Annotated in this window: 12 protein-coding genes; 4 read left to right on the forward strand and 8 right to left on the reverse strand. The window is 66.9% G+C overall.

Features of this window, described 5'->3' with window-relative positions:
* Positions 1-36: 36 nt before the first annotated feature.
* From ABDV69_RS08570 to glf, 4 genes are read right to left on the reverse strand one after another with little or no spacing between them, the layout of a single operon-like run.
* Positions 37-954 (reverse strand): decaprenyl-phosphate phosphoribosyltransferase, encoded by a 918-nt coding sequence (locus ABDV69_RS08570; RefSeq protein WP_343573266.1) that lies wholly within the window; start codon positions 952-954, stop codon positions 37-39.
* Positions 951-1511: a phosphatase PAP2 family protein gene (locus tag ABDV69_RS08575; RefSeq protein WP_343573268.1), complete on the reverse strand. Its 561-nt coding sequence runs from the start codon at positions 1509-1511 to the stop codon at positions 951-953. The genes ABDV69_RS08570 and ABDV69_RS08575 overlap by 4 nt, the downstream gene beginning before the upstream one ends.
* Entirely contained in the window at positions 1492-3465 is a 1974-nt protein-coding gene (locus tag ABDV69_RS08580) for a glycosyltransferase (protein WP_343573269.1), read from the reverse strand. Before ABDV69_RS08580 ends, ABDV69_RS08575 begins: the two co-directional genes overlap by 20 nt.
* Entirely contained in the window at positions 3462-4676 is a 1215-nt protein-coding gene (gene glf, locus ABDV69_RS08585) for a UDP-galactopyranose mutase (RefSeq protein ID WP_343573270.1), read from the reverse strand. The genes ABDV69_RS08580 and glf overlap by 4 nt, the downstream gene beginning before the upstream one ends.
* A 266-nt stretch (positions 4677-4942) precedes the next feature.
* Here glf and ABDV69_RS08590 point away from each other — a divergent pair, with 266 nt between their 5' ends.
* Positions 4943-5704 carry a hypothetical protein gene (locus tag ABDV69_RS08590; RefSeq protein WP_343573272.1) on the forward strand — a complete coding sequence of 254 codons (762 nt, stop codon included), beginning with the start codon at positions 4943-4945 and terminating at the stop codon, positions 5702-5704.
* A gap of 197 nt (positions 5705-5901) precedes the next feature.
* On the forward strand, positions 5902-7494 hold the full coding sequence (locus ABDV69_RS08595) for an N-acetylmuramoyl-L-alanine amidase (RefSeq protein WP_343573286.1): 1593 nt from the start codon (positions 5902-5904) through the stop codon (positions 7492-7494).
* On the opposite strand, the gene ABDV69_RS08600 is transcribed toward ABDV69_RS08595, so the two are convergent.
* The 4 genes from ABDV69_RS08600 to ABDV69_RS08615 are packed head-to-tail and all read right to left on the reverse strand — an operon-like array spanning position 7491 to position 10625.
* Positions 7491-8357 carry an HAD family hydrolase gene (locus tag ABDV69_RS08600; protein WP_343573274.1) on the reverse strand — a complete coding sequence of 289 codons (867 nt, stop codon included), beginning with the start codon at positions 8355-8357 and terminating at the stop codon, positions 7491-7493. The two genes, ABDV69_RS08595 and ABDV69_RS08600, sit on opposite strands and share 4 nt — an antisense overlap.
* The gene (locus ABDV69_RS08605; protein WP_343573276.1) at positions 8303-9088 is read right to left on the reverse strand and encodes a 1-acyl-sn-glycerol-3-phosphate acyltransferase; all 786 of its coding nucleotides are present in this window, start codon (positions 9086-9088) and stop codon (positions 8303-8305) included. Before ABDV69_RS08605 ends, ABDV69_RS08600 begins: the two co-directional genes overlap by 55 nt.
* Before the next feature lie 14 nt (positions 9089-9102).
* Complete coding sequence (locus ABDV69_RS08610) at positions 9103-9852, reverse strand: lysophospholipid acyltransferase family protein (protein ID WP_343573277.1); 750 nt, start codon at positions 9850-9852, stop codon at positions 9103-9105.
* A 5-nt stretch (positions 9853-9857) separates the two neighbouring features.
* Positions 9858-10625: a 1-acyl-sn-glycerol-3-phosphate acyltransferase gene (locus tag ABDV69_RS08615; protein ID WP_343573278.1), complete on the reverse strand. Its 768-nt coding sequence runs from the start codon at positions 10623-10625 to the stop codon at positions 9858-9860.
* A gap of 106 nt (positions 10626-10731) precedes the next feature.
* Here ABDV69_RS08615 and ABDV69_RS08620 point away from each other — a divergent pair, with 106 nt between their 5' ends.
* Positions 10732-12306, forward strand: a complete 1575-nt coding sequence (locus tag ABDV69_RS08620) for an MBL fold metallo-hydrolase (RefSeq protein ID WP_343573279.1) — start codon at positions 10732-10734, stop codon at positions 12304-12306.
* A complete protein-coding gene (locus tag ABDV69_RS08625) occupies positions 12303-12647 on the forward strand; it encodes a hypothetical protein (RefSeq protein ID WP_343573280.1) in 345 nt (114 codons plus the stop codon). The genes ABDV69_RS08620 and ABDV69_RS08625 overlap by 4 nt, the downstream gene beginning before the upstream one ends.
* Positions 12648-12788: the final 141 nt, after the last annotated feature.

A 12788-nucleotide genomic window follows, 5' to 3' on the forward strand; every position in this document is an offset into this window, starting at 1 on the left:
CAGCGGGAGGTCGGGCGTGGGGCCGCTACGGCCGCGTCAGCCGAGGATGACTGCGACACCGATGGTCCCGATCCAGGCCAGGAACAACACCTGCAGCACCCGGTCGCGCAGCGCGATCTCCTCGGGTTCGCCGGCCACACCGCCGTCGACGTCCACCGCATACCGCAGGATCGCGATCGTGAACGGCACCATCGACACCACGAACCAGCCGGCCCTCCCGTGGTCGCGCTCGAACGCCCACAGCCCGTAGCAGACGACGACCGCGGTGGCCGACAACGTCCAGACGAACCGCAAGTAGGTACTGGTGTAGTTCTCCAACGCCTTGCGGATCTTGGCCCCGGTGCGCTCGGCCAATTGCAGCTCCGCGTAACGCTTTCCGGCCGCCTGGAACAGCGACCCGAAGGCCAACACCAACAGAAACCATTGCGACAGATGGATGCTGGCGGCGGCGGCGCCCGCGATGCCCCGGATCAGGTACGCCGACGAGACGATGCTGATGTCGATCACCGCTTGGTGTTTGAGGCCGAAACAGTAGCCCAGCTGCATCACGATGTAGACGACCATCACCAGCGCGAGGTTCTGGTTGACCCACCAGGACACCCCCAGCGACACCGCACCGAGCACCACCGCCAGCGTGTACGCCAGCCACTCCGGAACCACACCCGCGGCGATCGGGCGGAATTGCTTGGTGGGGTGCTGACGGTCGGCCTCGACGTCGCGGGCGTCGTTGATCAGGTAGATCGACGAGGCGGCCAGACAGAACACCACGAACGCGATCGCGACCTGACCCGGGACCTTGGCCCAGTCGTAGTGCACATCGGTGCCCCACGCCGCCAGCGGTGCCGCCGCGACCAGGACGTTCTTCACCCACTGCCGCGGGCGCATCGCCTTGATGACGCCGACGACCACGTTGGCCGGCGGTCCGGCCACCGTCTCGTCTGCCTTGCTGCTCATCTCGGCGCCTCACCTGTCATGCGACGATCGACCCAGGCCGCGGCCTTTTCGGTGGCTACCGCCACGCCCAGGCCGACCGCGACACCGGTGGCCACGTCACTGGGATAGTGCACGCCGAGCAGCACCCGGGAGAGTGCCATCGGCGGCACCAGCATGACAGGCAGCGGTAAACCGGTGGTACGGGCCAGCAGGATGGCCGCCGCAGTGGTCGAGCTGGCGTGCGCCGACGGGAAGCTCAGGCTGCTCGGGGTGCCGACGTTGACCGCGACCGCCGGGTGATGCGGACGCGGACGCCGGACGATCCGCTTGATCACCACGGCGGCGGCATGAGCGGCGAATGCCCCGGCGCCGGCCAGCAGCCAACTGCGGCGCTTGGCCGGTTGTGCGATCGCGCCGAGCGCCGACACCGCCAACCAGCCCAGGCTGTGTTCACCGAAATAGGACAGCGCCCGGGCGAGTGCCAACGCGCCTGGGCGATCGGCCAGTGCCGACTGCACGGCGACCAGGACGGCGACTTCGCCGCCCGGTGTCGCCGTTTCAGCCGCGGCGTCGGCCATTGCCAGCCGCCACATTTTTTCCGGCGGGCTGGGCCCCCAGTAGCACCGTCTCCCACTTCTCCTTGCTGGACAGCACCGGCAGCGCGTCGCGGTAGATGCGACGCATCTCGTCGAAGCGGCGTAGCAGCTGGCGCTGGCGTCGCACCGACTGCCAGAGCAGGGCGAACATCGTGTCCCGGTCGCGCTGACGGTAGACCGCGCCGCGGCCGTCGGCCGTGGTGACGGTGGCGCCGTCCAGCATCGAAAGCCGGAACCAGCGGGCATCCTGGGTCGGCACGTTGAGCTGCGGGCGCTGATGATGTTGCGGCTCGGTCTTTTTCAGCTGATGCAGCGCACCGCGGATCAGCCGGTAGCCGATCGACAGCGGGTGCACCGGGGGCTTCATCTGGTAGCTCCGCTGCGAGGGTGCCGGCAATTCATCCGACGACGGCAGCACCACCGCGTCCGGGTACTGCTTGCGCATCCGGTGTACTTCTGGCAGCGCGGATTCCAAGATCGAGAAAATGTGTTCCGGGCCGGCCAGGAAATCGTCGATCGCCTTGTTCTGGATGGCGACCGTCGAATACTCAAGGCAGGACAGGTGTTTCAGCGTCGCCTTGAGGTGGCTGCGGACCAGGCCCTTGACGTCGCCGTCCCAGTGCATGGCCGCCACCACCAGCCGGTTGCGCAGGTGGAAGTAGGCCTGCCAGTCGATGGCGTCGTCTTTGTCGCTCCACGCCATGTGCCAGATCGCCGCACCGGGCAGCGTCGCGGTCGGATAGCCGTGTTCGGCGGCGCGCAACCCGTAGTCGGCGTCGTCCCACTTGATGAACAGTGGCAACGGCTGGCCGAGTTCCTCGGCGACCTGGCGCGGGATCATGCAGGTCCACCAGCCGTTGTAGTCGACGTCGATACGACGGTGCAGCAGCTGGCTGCGAGGGTTGTTGTCGCTCAGCGGGTATTCGGCGAAGTCGTGGTCGTATTCGGTGTAGGGCGCCGCGGTCCACATGAAGTTCTCGCGGTCGACCATCTCGCCCATGATGTGCAGGTGCGACGGCTCCTGCAGGTTGAGCATCTGGCCGCCGACCAGCATCGGCGCCTTGGCGAAGCGGTGCATCGCCAAGATGCGCAGGATGGTGTCCGACTGCAGCTCGATGTCGTCGTCCATGAACAGGATCTGTTGGCAGTCGGTGTTTTTCAGCGCCTCGTACATCACCCGGCTGTATCCGCCGGAGCCACCGAGGTTGGGCTGGTCGTGGATGGCGAGCCGGTCGCCCAGCGGCGCGGCGGCCGCGGCGAAATCGGGATGGTCGCGAACCTTCGACGTGCCCTGGTCAGGCACGATGACCGCGCCGATCACCTTGTCCACTAAAGGATCCGCGGTGAGCTCACGCAGTGCGTTGACGCAGTCATTCGGCCGGTTGAAGGTCGGGATGCCGATCGCGACGTTCGCGACACCCGGCGCGGGCTCGTCGGAGTACCAGCCGGCGCTGCACAGGGTCACGTCGGAGTCGGTGGTGATGTCGAACCAGATCCAGCCGCCGTCTTCGAACGGCTGCAGGCTCAACTGGAATTCGAGCACCTCCGGGTCACCGCCCGCGGAAGCGAAGTTCTGGCCCTGCACAAAGATCCGGGCGCCGGTGGCCTTGGTGCGGTAGACGTCGACGCGGCCCTGGCCGGTGATTTCGGTGCGCAGCACGACCGAGGTGCACGTCGTCCACCGCCGCCAGTAGCTGGCCGGGAACGCGTTGAAGTAGGTGGCGAACGAGACCTGAGACTCGGCGCCGATGTTCAGTGAGGTGCGGTTACCGGCATGTGCGCGGCGGGAATTCGTCGTCGACTCTTCCAGGTAGAGCTTGCGGACGTCGAGGGGCTCGCCCGGCCGCGGCAGGATGACGCGGGCCAGCAGGCTCACCGCCTTGCTGGAGCGCTCGGTTGCGGCGTGGGCCGGATCGTCGACCGTGGTCTTACTCATGCCCGGGTTCCTCTGCTGTTCTCGTCCAGCGAACCGCCGTCGCGCAGGTGCGGCACCAGGACGTTGTCGTACATATTGAGGGCACTGGCGATGGCCATGTGCATGTCGAGATATTGATAGGTACCGAGTCGCCCACCGAAAAGCACGTTTGCCGAAGTGGTTTCGTTCGCCGCCCGGGTCCGGTAAGCGGCCAGCAGCGCACGATCGGCCTCGGTGTTGATCGGGTAGTACGGCTCGTCGTCGTGCTCGGCGAAGCGGGAGTACTCCCGCATGATCACCGTCTTGTCGGTCGGGTAGTCCCGCTCCGGGTGGAAATGCCGGAACTCGTGGATCCGGGTGTACGGGACGTCGGCGTCGTTGTAGTTCATCACCGGGGTGCCTTGAAAATCCCCGCAACCGCCCAACACTTCCACCTCGAAATCGAGTGTGCGCCAGCCCAAATGACCGTCGACATAGTCGAAGTAGCGATCCAGCGGGCCGGTGTACACCACCGGCGCGTCCGGGCTGGCGGCGCGGAGCTCGTCGCGCACGTCGAACCAGTCGGTGTCCAGCCTGACCTCGATGCGCTCGTCGGCGGCCATGTTTTCACACCAGGCCGTGTAGCCGTCGACCGGCAGGCCCTCGTAGGTGTCGTTGAAGTAGCGGTTGTCGAAGGTGTAGCGCACCGGCAACCTATTAATGACGGCAACAGGAAGCTCAGCGGGGTCGGTCTGCCACTGCTTGGCGGTGTATCCCTTGACGAACGCCTCGTACAGCGGTCGGCCGATCAGCGAGATCGCCTTCTCTTCGAGGTTCTGCGCGTCATCGGTGTTGATCTCGGTAGCCTGCTCGGCGATCAGCGCGCGTGCCTCGTCGGGAGTGAAGTAGCGACCGAAGAACTGGGACACCAGTCCCAGCCCCATCGGGAATTGGTAGGCCTGGCCGTCGTGCATGGCGAAGACCCGGTGCTGATAGCCGGTGAAGTCGGTGAACTGCCGCACGTAGTCCCACACCCGCTTGTTGGAGGTATGGAAAAGGTGCGCCCCGTACTTGTGTACCTCGATACCGGTCTGGGGCTCGGCCTCGGAGTAGGCGTTCCCGCCGATGTGCGGACGCCGTTCGACCACGAGCACCCGCTTGCCGAGCTGGGTAGCCACCCGCTCGGCAATCGTCAGGCCGAAAAAGCCGGAGCCGACGACATAGAGGTCAAAGCGACCGGAAGGAGAAGTCATCGGTTGCTTAGGGTATCGGACTGGGAGAACATCGCCCCGTTCGGCGCGGTGGTCTCACCGTCGCAAGCCCGAATACCGGCGTGGCGGGTAACGGTTGGCCGAGATTTGGTGACGAAAGTCGCGATTGGCTCACGATTAGATCTCGTCACTCCAGTAACAACATTCACGTAAGTAACATCAGCCATGTGTCCGAACAAGCAGTTCTCAGACACCGTTCGCGCCCCCGGCGTGCACGACACACCGCAGTCCAGATTGAGGAGACTTCCGTGCCGAACCGACGTCGACGCAGGCTCTCGACAGCCACGAGCGCGTTCGCCGCTCTGGCGGTCGCGAGTCCTTTTGCTTACATCGCTGTTTGCGACTTGACCGCCAAGCCTGCACCCCAGCACCGCGAGTTCGTCCGGGCCGCGTCCATGACCGACCTTCCCGGCGAGCTGATGGGCGCGCTGACGCAAGGGCTGTCGCAGTTCGGGGTCAGCCTGCCGCCGATCCCGAGCCTGACCGGTGCCACCAGCCCGAGCAGCCTGGGTACGTCCGGGTTCGGCTCGCCCGATCTCGCCAGCCCCGGCCTGACCTCGCCCGGCCTGACCTCACCGGGCCTGACCTCACCGGGCCTGACCTCACCGGGCCTCACCACACCGGGTCTGACGCCGGGCGCCACCACTCCGGGCCTGAGCACGCCCGGCCTGACCAGCCCGGGTCTCACGCCGGGGCTGACCAGCCCGAACGCCTTCGGCCCGACAACCGGCGTCGGCGGATTGTCCAACCCGAGCGAGCTTCCGATCAGCGACCCGGTCGGATTGGACCCGTCGGGCGGCACCTACCCGATCCTGGGCGATCCGTCGCTCGGAGCGGCGCCGGCTCCCAGCGGCGGATTGGTCAGCGACGTGATGAGCGCAGCCAACCAGTTGGGCGCCGGTCAGGCGATCGACCTGCTCAAGGGCATGATCCTGCCGGGCCTGACCCAGGCCGCACATGGCGCGGCCGCCCCGCTTCCGCCGCCACCTGTGCCGGCACCGATCCCCTGATCGCACGCCCGGCTTCGGATTTCCCCCCGAAACGGCACCGCAGAAGTGAGCTCCTGGTCTGACCAGGGTCGCCCAAACTCTGCGGTGCCGTGCCGTGTGCGCACCACTTTGTTCACTTGAGTAGCGTGTCGAATCAATCGCATCAATAGACACATACGTAACATCGGGTCGTGCCGTCCCCCTGTCGCCCGCCGACGATGTTGCTGGCCGCCATCGCGGCGACCGTCGTCATCCTGCCGTGGGCGGTTACCTCGACAGGCGGGAACCGGGAGCACTCGCCCCGCACTGGCGGCACCCACCTCGCGCAGCAGCCGTTGGTCGGACTCGGCGGCGGCGTCACGGTCCGCGAAATCAGCCAGGCCACACCGTTTTCCATGGTTGCGCTCACCGGCGGTGACCTGACCGGGACGACGGCTCGGGTGCGCGCCCGGCGCGCCGACGGCTCGTGGGGTCGGTGGTACGGGACCGAGGCACTGCCCGCCAGAGGCGACGGCGCCGCCGCGGGCCCGCGCGGCACCGATCCGGTCTTTGTCGGCACGACCACCACGGTCCAGATCTCGGTCAGCCGCCCGGCCGGCGCACCCCGCACGTCAGCGCCGAAGACGTCGCCGCCCCCCGGCCTGGGCTATATCCCCGCCAACACCGAACAGCCACTGGCGCAGAATATTGCGGCGATCCTCATTTCGCCGCCGCAGGCACCCGCCGACACCCAGTGGAACCCACCCACCGCCATCGTCGCCCCGGGCCAGGCGCCGGCCATCATCGCCCGCGCGCAGTGGGGCGCCGACGAAGCGGTGCACTGCGGCAACCGGCCGTTCGACCAGCCCATCCGCGCCGCGGTGGTCCACCACACCGCCGAGAGCAACGACTACCAGCCGCAGGACTCGGCGGCGATCGTGCAGTCGATCTTCGCGTACCACACCCAGATCCTCGGCTGGTGCGACATCGCCTACAACGCGCTGGTCGACAAGTACGGCCAGGTGTTCGAGGGCCGGGCCGGCGCCCTGCTCGGGCCCGTCCAGGGCGACCACACCGGCGGCTTCAACCGCGACAGCTGGGGGGTGGCGATGATCGGCAACTTCGACGACATCGCACCGACACCGATTCAGCTGCACACCACCGGCCGGCTGATCGGCTGGCGGCTCGGCGTGGACCACATCGACCCGAGGGGCACAGTCGCTTTGCTGTCGGCCGGTGGCGAGAACACCAACTTCGGTTTCGACACCGTCGCGACGCTGCCGACCATCTTCGCCCACCGCGACGTCGGCGCCACCGACTGCCCAGGCAACGTCGCCTACCAGCTGCTCGACGAAATCCGGCAAACGGCAGCGTATTCCAGCGATTCGCCGCGGCCCGAAGATCTGGCCCTGTCGCTGCAGGGCGGCGCCATTTACGACCGTTGGCAGACCATCGGAGGCCCCAGTAGCGTGCTGGGAGCGCCCACCTCGCCCGAAGCGACCGGGGCCGGCGCCGCACGCTACGTCACCTTCGAGAAGGGCGCGATGTACTGGTCGCCGGAGACCGGCCCGGAGGTGGTCACCGGGGCCATCTACGACGCCTGGGCCTCGCTCGGCTTCGAGCGCGGGGCGCTGGGCCTGCCGACCAGCTCGGAATTCCAGGAGCCGCTGTGGGTCAAGCAGAATTTCCAGCACGGCACGCTGAACTTCGACCGGCTCACCGGACGGGTCAGCCGGGTGATCGACGGCGTGGTCGAGGAATTACCGCCGCCGCCTGGCACCGGGCCGCCGGTTCAACTCGAGCGGTTCTCCCCGGTGGCCCCGGCGGCCTAAAGCCACCAACGCTCGAGGACCCGCGCCACCCCGTCGTCGGCGTTGGTGGTGGTGACCTCGTCGGCGGCCGCGAGCGCGTCGGGGTGCGCGTTACCCATCGCCACCCCGAGGCCGGCCCGCAACAGCATCGGCACGTCGTTGGGCATGTCGCCGAATGTGACCCAATCCGCGTCCGGAATACCCAGCGGCTCGGCAATTTCCGCGATACCCGAGCCTTTGTTGATGCCAGCCGACATGATCTCGATCAACCCGTTGTTGGTCGAGTAGGTGAGGTCGCCTTCGACCCCGACATGCCGGGCCAGCACCGCTGCCATGTCGGCGCTGCGCGCGCCGGCCTTACGGACCAGCAGCTTGATCGCGGGGGCGCTGAGCAGGTCTGCGAGCGAGACCTCGGTGTTGTCGGGGTTGAGCCAGGCATGCTCGTAGCCCGGCGAACTGACGAATTGCGGTGTGGCGCTGTCGTGCGCGCTCTCTCCGACCCGCTCGACGGCCAGCCCCGCGCCGGGGATGACCCGGGTGGCGATCTCCGCGAGCGCGCACAGCGCGTCCACCGACAGGGTTTTCGCGGACAGCACGCGGTCGGTCTTCGGGTCGTAGATCACAGCGCCGTTGGCGCACACCGCCATCGGCGCAAACCCCAGCCCGTCGACCACCGGCGGAATCCACCGTGGCGGGCGGCCGGTGGCGAGCACGAACAGCACACCGGCGTCGACCGCCGCGCGCACGGCGTCGCGGGTACGCGGGGTGATGAGTTCGTCTTCGTTGATCAGCGTGCCGTCGACATCGCAGGCGATCAGCGCGGGCAGGGTCAATGGATACCGCTTTGGCGCTGCCCCGGGCGGGTCACGCCGTCCGTCCCGCATTTCTCCCGGCGCTTTTGCAGTTCGCGCAGCCGGATCCGTTGCGAATCTTCGCGAGTCGGCGCACTACCGCCGAGCCGCCGCGGCACCCAGAACTCCCCCGCGGGATGCGGATACTCCTCCTGCACCTGGTACAGCAGTTGGTTCATCACCGTGCGCAGATTGGCGTTGAGTTCGTCGGCCGTCCCGTGCGGGGGCAGCGGGCGACCGGCGGCGACCGTGATCGGAATCTTGTTGCGGAACAACCTCTTTTCGTGGTCTTTGGGCCAGATGCGGTGCGCACCCCACACGATCAGCGGGACGATCGGCACCTGCGCCTGCAGCGCCATCCGGGCCGCACCGGTCTTGAACGCGCGCAACTCGTAGCTGCGACTGATGGTGGCCTCGGGATGCATCCCGATCAACTCACCCGCACGCAAGCGCTCGACCGCGACGTCGACAGCGTCGTTCCCGTTGCGGCGATCCACCGGGATCAGCCGGGCGTGCCTGATGACGTAGTCGACGGCCTTCACGTCCGCCATCTCGGCCTTGATCATGAAGTACATCCGGCGGCCGCGCTCGCGGACGGCGAGCATCGGCGGCAGCCAATCGAGGTAACTGGTGTGGTTCTGGGCGAGCAACGCGCCGCCGTGTTCAGGAATGTTCTCCAGCCCCTTGAAGCTGAACTTGGTTCCATTCATCGCGACCACGGGCGGTACGACCCATTCCCCGAACCGGTAAAACGATTCTGGCATGGCGATCGCTCCTTCTAGTCGCTGCGCTCGGCGCGCTTGCGCGCGCGCTCGGACCTCTCAGTGTCCTCAATTATTTTTGCCTCCGCTACCGTCGGCGCGCTGCCGCCGAGCCGTCGCGGCACCCAAAAAGCGCCTTCGGGGTGCGGATACTCCTCTTGCACGCGATGCAGCAGCGACGTCATTGCTTCGCGTAGGGCGGCGTCCAGATGCTCGATATCACCGGACGGCGGTAGCGGCGGTCCCGCCGCCACGATCACCGGGATCTTGCGTCGGCCGATGTTGCGGGGGTGGTCCTTGGTCCAGATCCGCTGGGCGCCCCAGACGATCAGCGGCACCGTCGGGACCCCCGCCTCCAGGGTCAGCCGAGCCGCCCCGGTCTTGAACGCCTTGAGTTCGAAGCTGCGGCTGATGGTGGCCTCCGGCATCAGGCCGACCACCTCACCGTCCATCAGTAGCCGGACCGCCTCGGCGTAGGCGCGTGATCCCGATGCACGATCGACCGGGATGGTCTTGGTGTGGTTGATCAGGAAATTGACCACCTTCACCTGCTGCAGCTCCGCCTTGACCAGGTAGCGGATGCGCCGACCGCGGGAGTTCGCGGCCAGGGCCGCCGGAATCCAGTCCACGTAGCTGGTGTGGTTGACGGCGATGACGGCTCCACCGGTGCGCGGAATGTGTTCGAGATGCTGAAAGGTGATCGTGGTGCCAGTCGCCGCGACCAGTGCCTTGGTCGCGACCTCCAGCGTGCGATACACCGGCTCCATAACCACTACTCGGCGCGACCCGCCTCACGAGCGGCCCGGGCCGCAGCGCGTTGGCTGGCTTCCTCAGCGTCCAATTGGGCGGCCTGGGCCAGGGTGGGCGCACCGCCGCCAAGCCGGTGCGGCACCCACCATTCGCCCGCCGGGTGCGAGGGGTAACGGTCTTGTGCCTGCTCCAGCAGGTGCTGCATCCGGGAGTGCAGCAGCGCGGTCAGCTCGGGTGCCGGCAGCGTCGGAGCAATCGGTTCGCCGACCACGATCATGATGGGCACCTTTGGCCGGAACAGCTTCTTGGGGTGGTCCTTGGTCCAGATCCGCTGGGCGCCCCAGACGATGTGCGGGATGATCGGCACGTTCGCCTCGATCGCCATCCGCGCGGCGCCTGACTTGAACTCCTTGATCTCGAAGCTGCGGCTGATGGTGGCTTCCGGGTAGACGCCGACCAGTTCACCGGCCCTGAGCCGGTCGACAGCGGCCTGGTAGGACGCTGTCCCACGGGACCGGTCCACCGGGATGTGCCGGCAGCCCCGCATGATCGGTCCGGTGATCTTGTTGTCGAAGACTTCCTGCTTGGCCATGAACCGGATCTTGCGTTTGCGGTCCTGCTGGAAGGCCGGCAGGCCGGCCAGGGTGAAGTCGAAGTAGCTGGTGTGGTTGATGGCGATGACGGCGCCGCCCTCGGAGATGTTCTCCTGGCCGATGACCGTAAAACGCAGACCCTGCACTCGCCATGTCAACCGCACCAACGCGATCACTGTCCCGTATACCGGTTCCACGGTGGTCAAGACTAGTGTTCGCCGGCTTGCTGCTCTAGCGGGTCGGGCGTTTCGACGGTCTCGGGCTAAGCTCGGGACGTCAGATGAGCGCGACCAAAGGGTGTCAGTGCAGGTCACAAGCATCGGCCACGCCGGCTTCCGGATCGATACAGCGGCTGGCAGCATTTTGTGCGATCCGTGGGTCAACCCGGCGTACTTCGCGTCCTGGTTCCCGTTCCCGGACAACAGTGGCTTGGACTGGGACGCGCTCGGCGACTGCGACTACCTCTACATCTCGCATCTGCACTCCGACCACTTCGACGCGACGCTGCTGACCGAGCACGTCGACACCGACGCCGTGGTCCTGCTGCCGGATTATCCGGTGCCGGACCTCAAAAATGCACTCCAGATGCTGGGGTTTCACCGGTTCTTCGAGACCACCGATTCGCATCTGCACCGGATCGCCGGGCCGAAGGGCGAGTTGGACGTCATGATCATCGCGCTGCGCGCTCCCGCCGACGGCCCGATCGGCGACTCGGGGCTGGTGGTCAGCGACGGCGTGACGACGGCGTTCAACATGAACGATGCGCGGCCGGTCGATCTGGACGTGCTGACGCACGCGTTCGGTCACGTCGACGTGCACATGCTGCAGTACTCCGGTGCGATCTGGTACCCGATGGTCTACGACATGCCGGAGCGGGCTAAGGAGTCGTTCGGAATCCAGAAGCGCCAGCGCCAGATGGACCGGTGTCGCCAGTACATCGCGCAGGTCGGCGCGACGTGGGTGATCCCGTCGGCCGGCCCGCCCTGCTTCCTGGACCCTGAGCTGCGTGACCTCAACGACGACCACGGCGATCCGGCCAACATCTTTCCCGACCAGATGGTGTTCCTCGATCAGCTGCGACAAAACGGTCACCACCACGGCCTGCTGATGCTGCCCGGTTCGACCGCCGAATTCACTGGCACGCAACTGAACTCACATGAGCACCCGTTACCGGCCGAACTGGGGGCACCTCCCGCTTGCGGGGGAGTCGAGGCGATTTTCACTACCGGCAAAGCCGATTACATCGCCGACTACGCCGCGCGGATGGAGCCGGTGCTGGCCGCCGAGAAGGCCCGCTGGGCACCCGCCGCCGACGACTCTCTGCTCGAGCCGCTGCGCGCGAAGTTCGAACCGATCATGCTCGCCGGAAACGAGATCTGCGACGGCATCGGCTATCCCGTCGAGCTGGTGCTGGGCTCAGAGCGGGTCGTCCTCGACTTCCCCAAACGCACGGTGCGCCAACCGATTCCCGACGAAAAGTTCCGTTACGGGTTCGCCATCCCGGCCGAGTTGGTACGCACCGTATTGCGCGACGACGAGCCGGACTGGGTCAACACCATCTTCCTGTCCACCCGGTTCCGGGCCTGGCGGGTCGGCGGCTACAACGAATACCTGTACACGTTCTTCAAGTGCCTGACCGCTGAGCGGATCGCCTACGCCGACGGCTGGTTCGCTGAGACCCACGACGACTCCGCGTCGATCACCATGGACGGCTGGGAAATTCAGCGCCGCTGCCCGCACCTGAAAGCCGATCTGTCCAAGTTCGGCATCATCGAGGGCAACACCCTGACCTGCAACCTGCACGGCTGGCAGTGGAACCTGGAGAACGGCCGCTGCCTCACCGCCCGCGGTCACCAGCTTCGGAGCTCCCGGCAATGAGCGCTGACACCGACGACTGCTACGACGACGGCCTCATTCAATTGGACCACGAGGCGATTACGTTGCGCCGCTACCACTTTCCGTCCGGCACCGCGAAGATCATCGCACTGCGGCATGTTCGCGGCTACCAGGCCGAACCGCTGGGGCTGCTCCTGCACCGGTTTCGCATCTGGGGCAGCTCCGACCTGCGCCGCTGGCTGCCGCTGGACATGGGCCGGCCGTTGCGGTCCACGCTGATCACGCTCGACGTGCCAGGCACCCGGCCCAGCCCGGCGTTCACGCCGGCCGACGCGCAAGAGTTCACCGCGCTGCTGGACCGACTGCTCGACGAACGGGGCTAGGAGGCTGGTGTCATCCAGCACTTGCCGGGCCGATTCGGTCCGATCTGGTTCGCCTGCTCCAGCCTGTTCACCAGTTTCGCGTTCGCGACCATCGAGCGCCAGCACCGGCACGCGCAGACGGTCGGGCGCTTACCGTCTAGC

The sequence above is a fragment of the Mycobacterium sp. genome (assembly GCF_039583785.1).
GTDB lineage: Bacteria > Actinomycetota > Actinomycetes > Mycobacteriales > Mycobacteriaceae > Mycobacterium.

Bases quoted from the DNA above. Each gene is read 5' to 3' on its own strand.
- ABDV69_RS08570 (WP_343573266.1), bottom strand. From the start codon at position 954: ATGAGCAGCAAGGCAGACGAGACGGTGGCCGGACCGCCGGCCAACGTG.
- ABDV69_RS08610 (WP_343573277.1), bottom strand. From the start codon at position 9,852: ATGGAGCCGGTGTATCGCACGCTGGAGGTCGCGACCAAGGCACTGGTC.
- ABDV69_RS08605 (WP_343573276.1), bottom strand. From the start codon at position 9,088: ATGCCAGAATCGTTTTACCGGTTCGGGGAATGGGTCGTACCGCCCGTG.
- ABDV69_RS08580 (WP_343573269.1), bottom strand. From the start codon at position 3,465: ATGAGTAAGACCACGGTCGACGATCCGGCCCACGCCGCAACCGAGCGC.
- ABDV69_RS08575 (WP_343573268.1), bottom strand. From the start codon at position 1,511: ATGGCCGACGCCGCGGCTGAAACGGCGACACCGGGCGGCGAAGTCGCC.
- ABDV69_RS08600 (WP_343573274.1), bottom strand. From the start codon at position 8,357: ATGCGGGACGGACGGCGTGACCCGCCCGGGGCAGCGCCAAAGCGGTAT.
- ABDV69_RS08625 (WP_343573280.1), top strand. From the start codon at position 12,303: ATGAGCGCTGACACCGACGACTGCTACGACGACGGCCTCATTCAATTG.
- glf (WP_343573270.1), bottom strand. From the start codon at position 4,676: ATGACTTCTCCTTCCGGTCGCTTTGACCTCTATGTCGTCGGCTCCGGC.
- ABDV69_RS08595 (WP_343573286.1), top strand. From the start codon at position 5,902: ATGTTGCTGGCCGCCATCGCGGCGACCGTCGTCATCCTGCCGTGGGCG.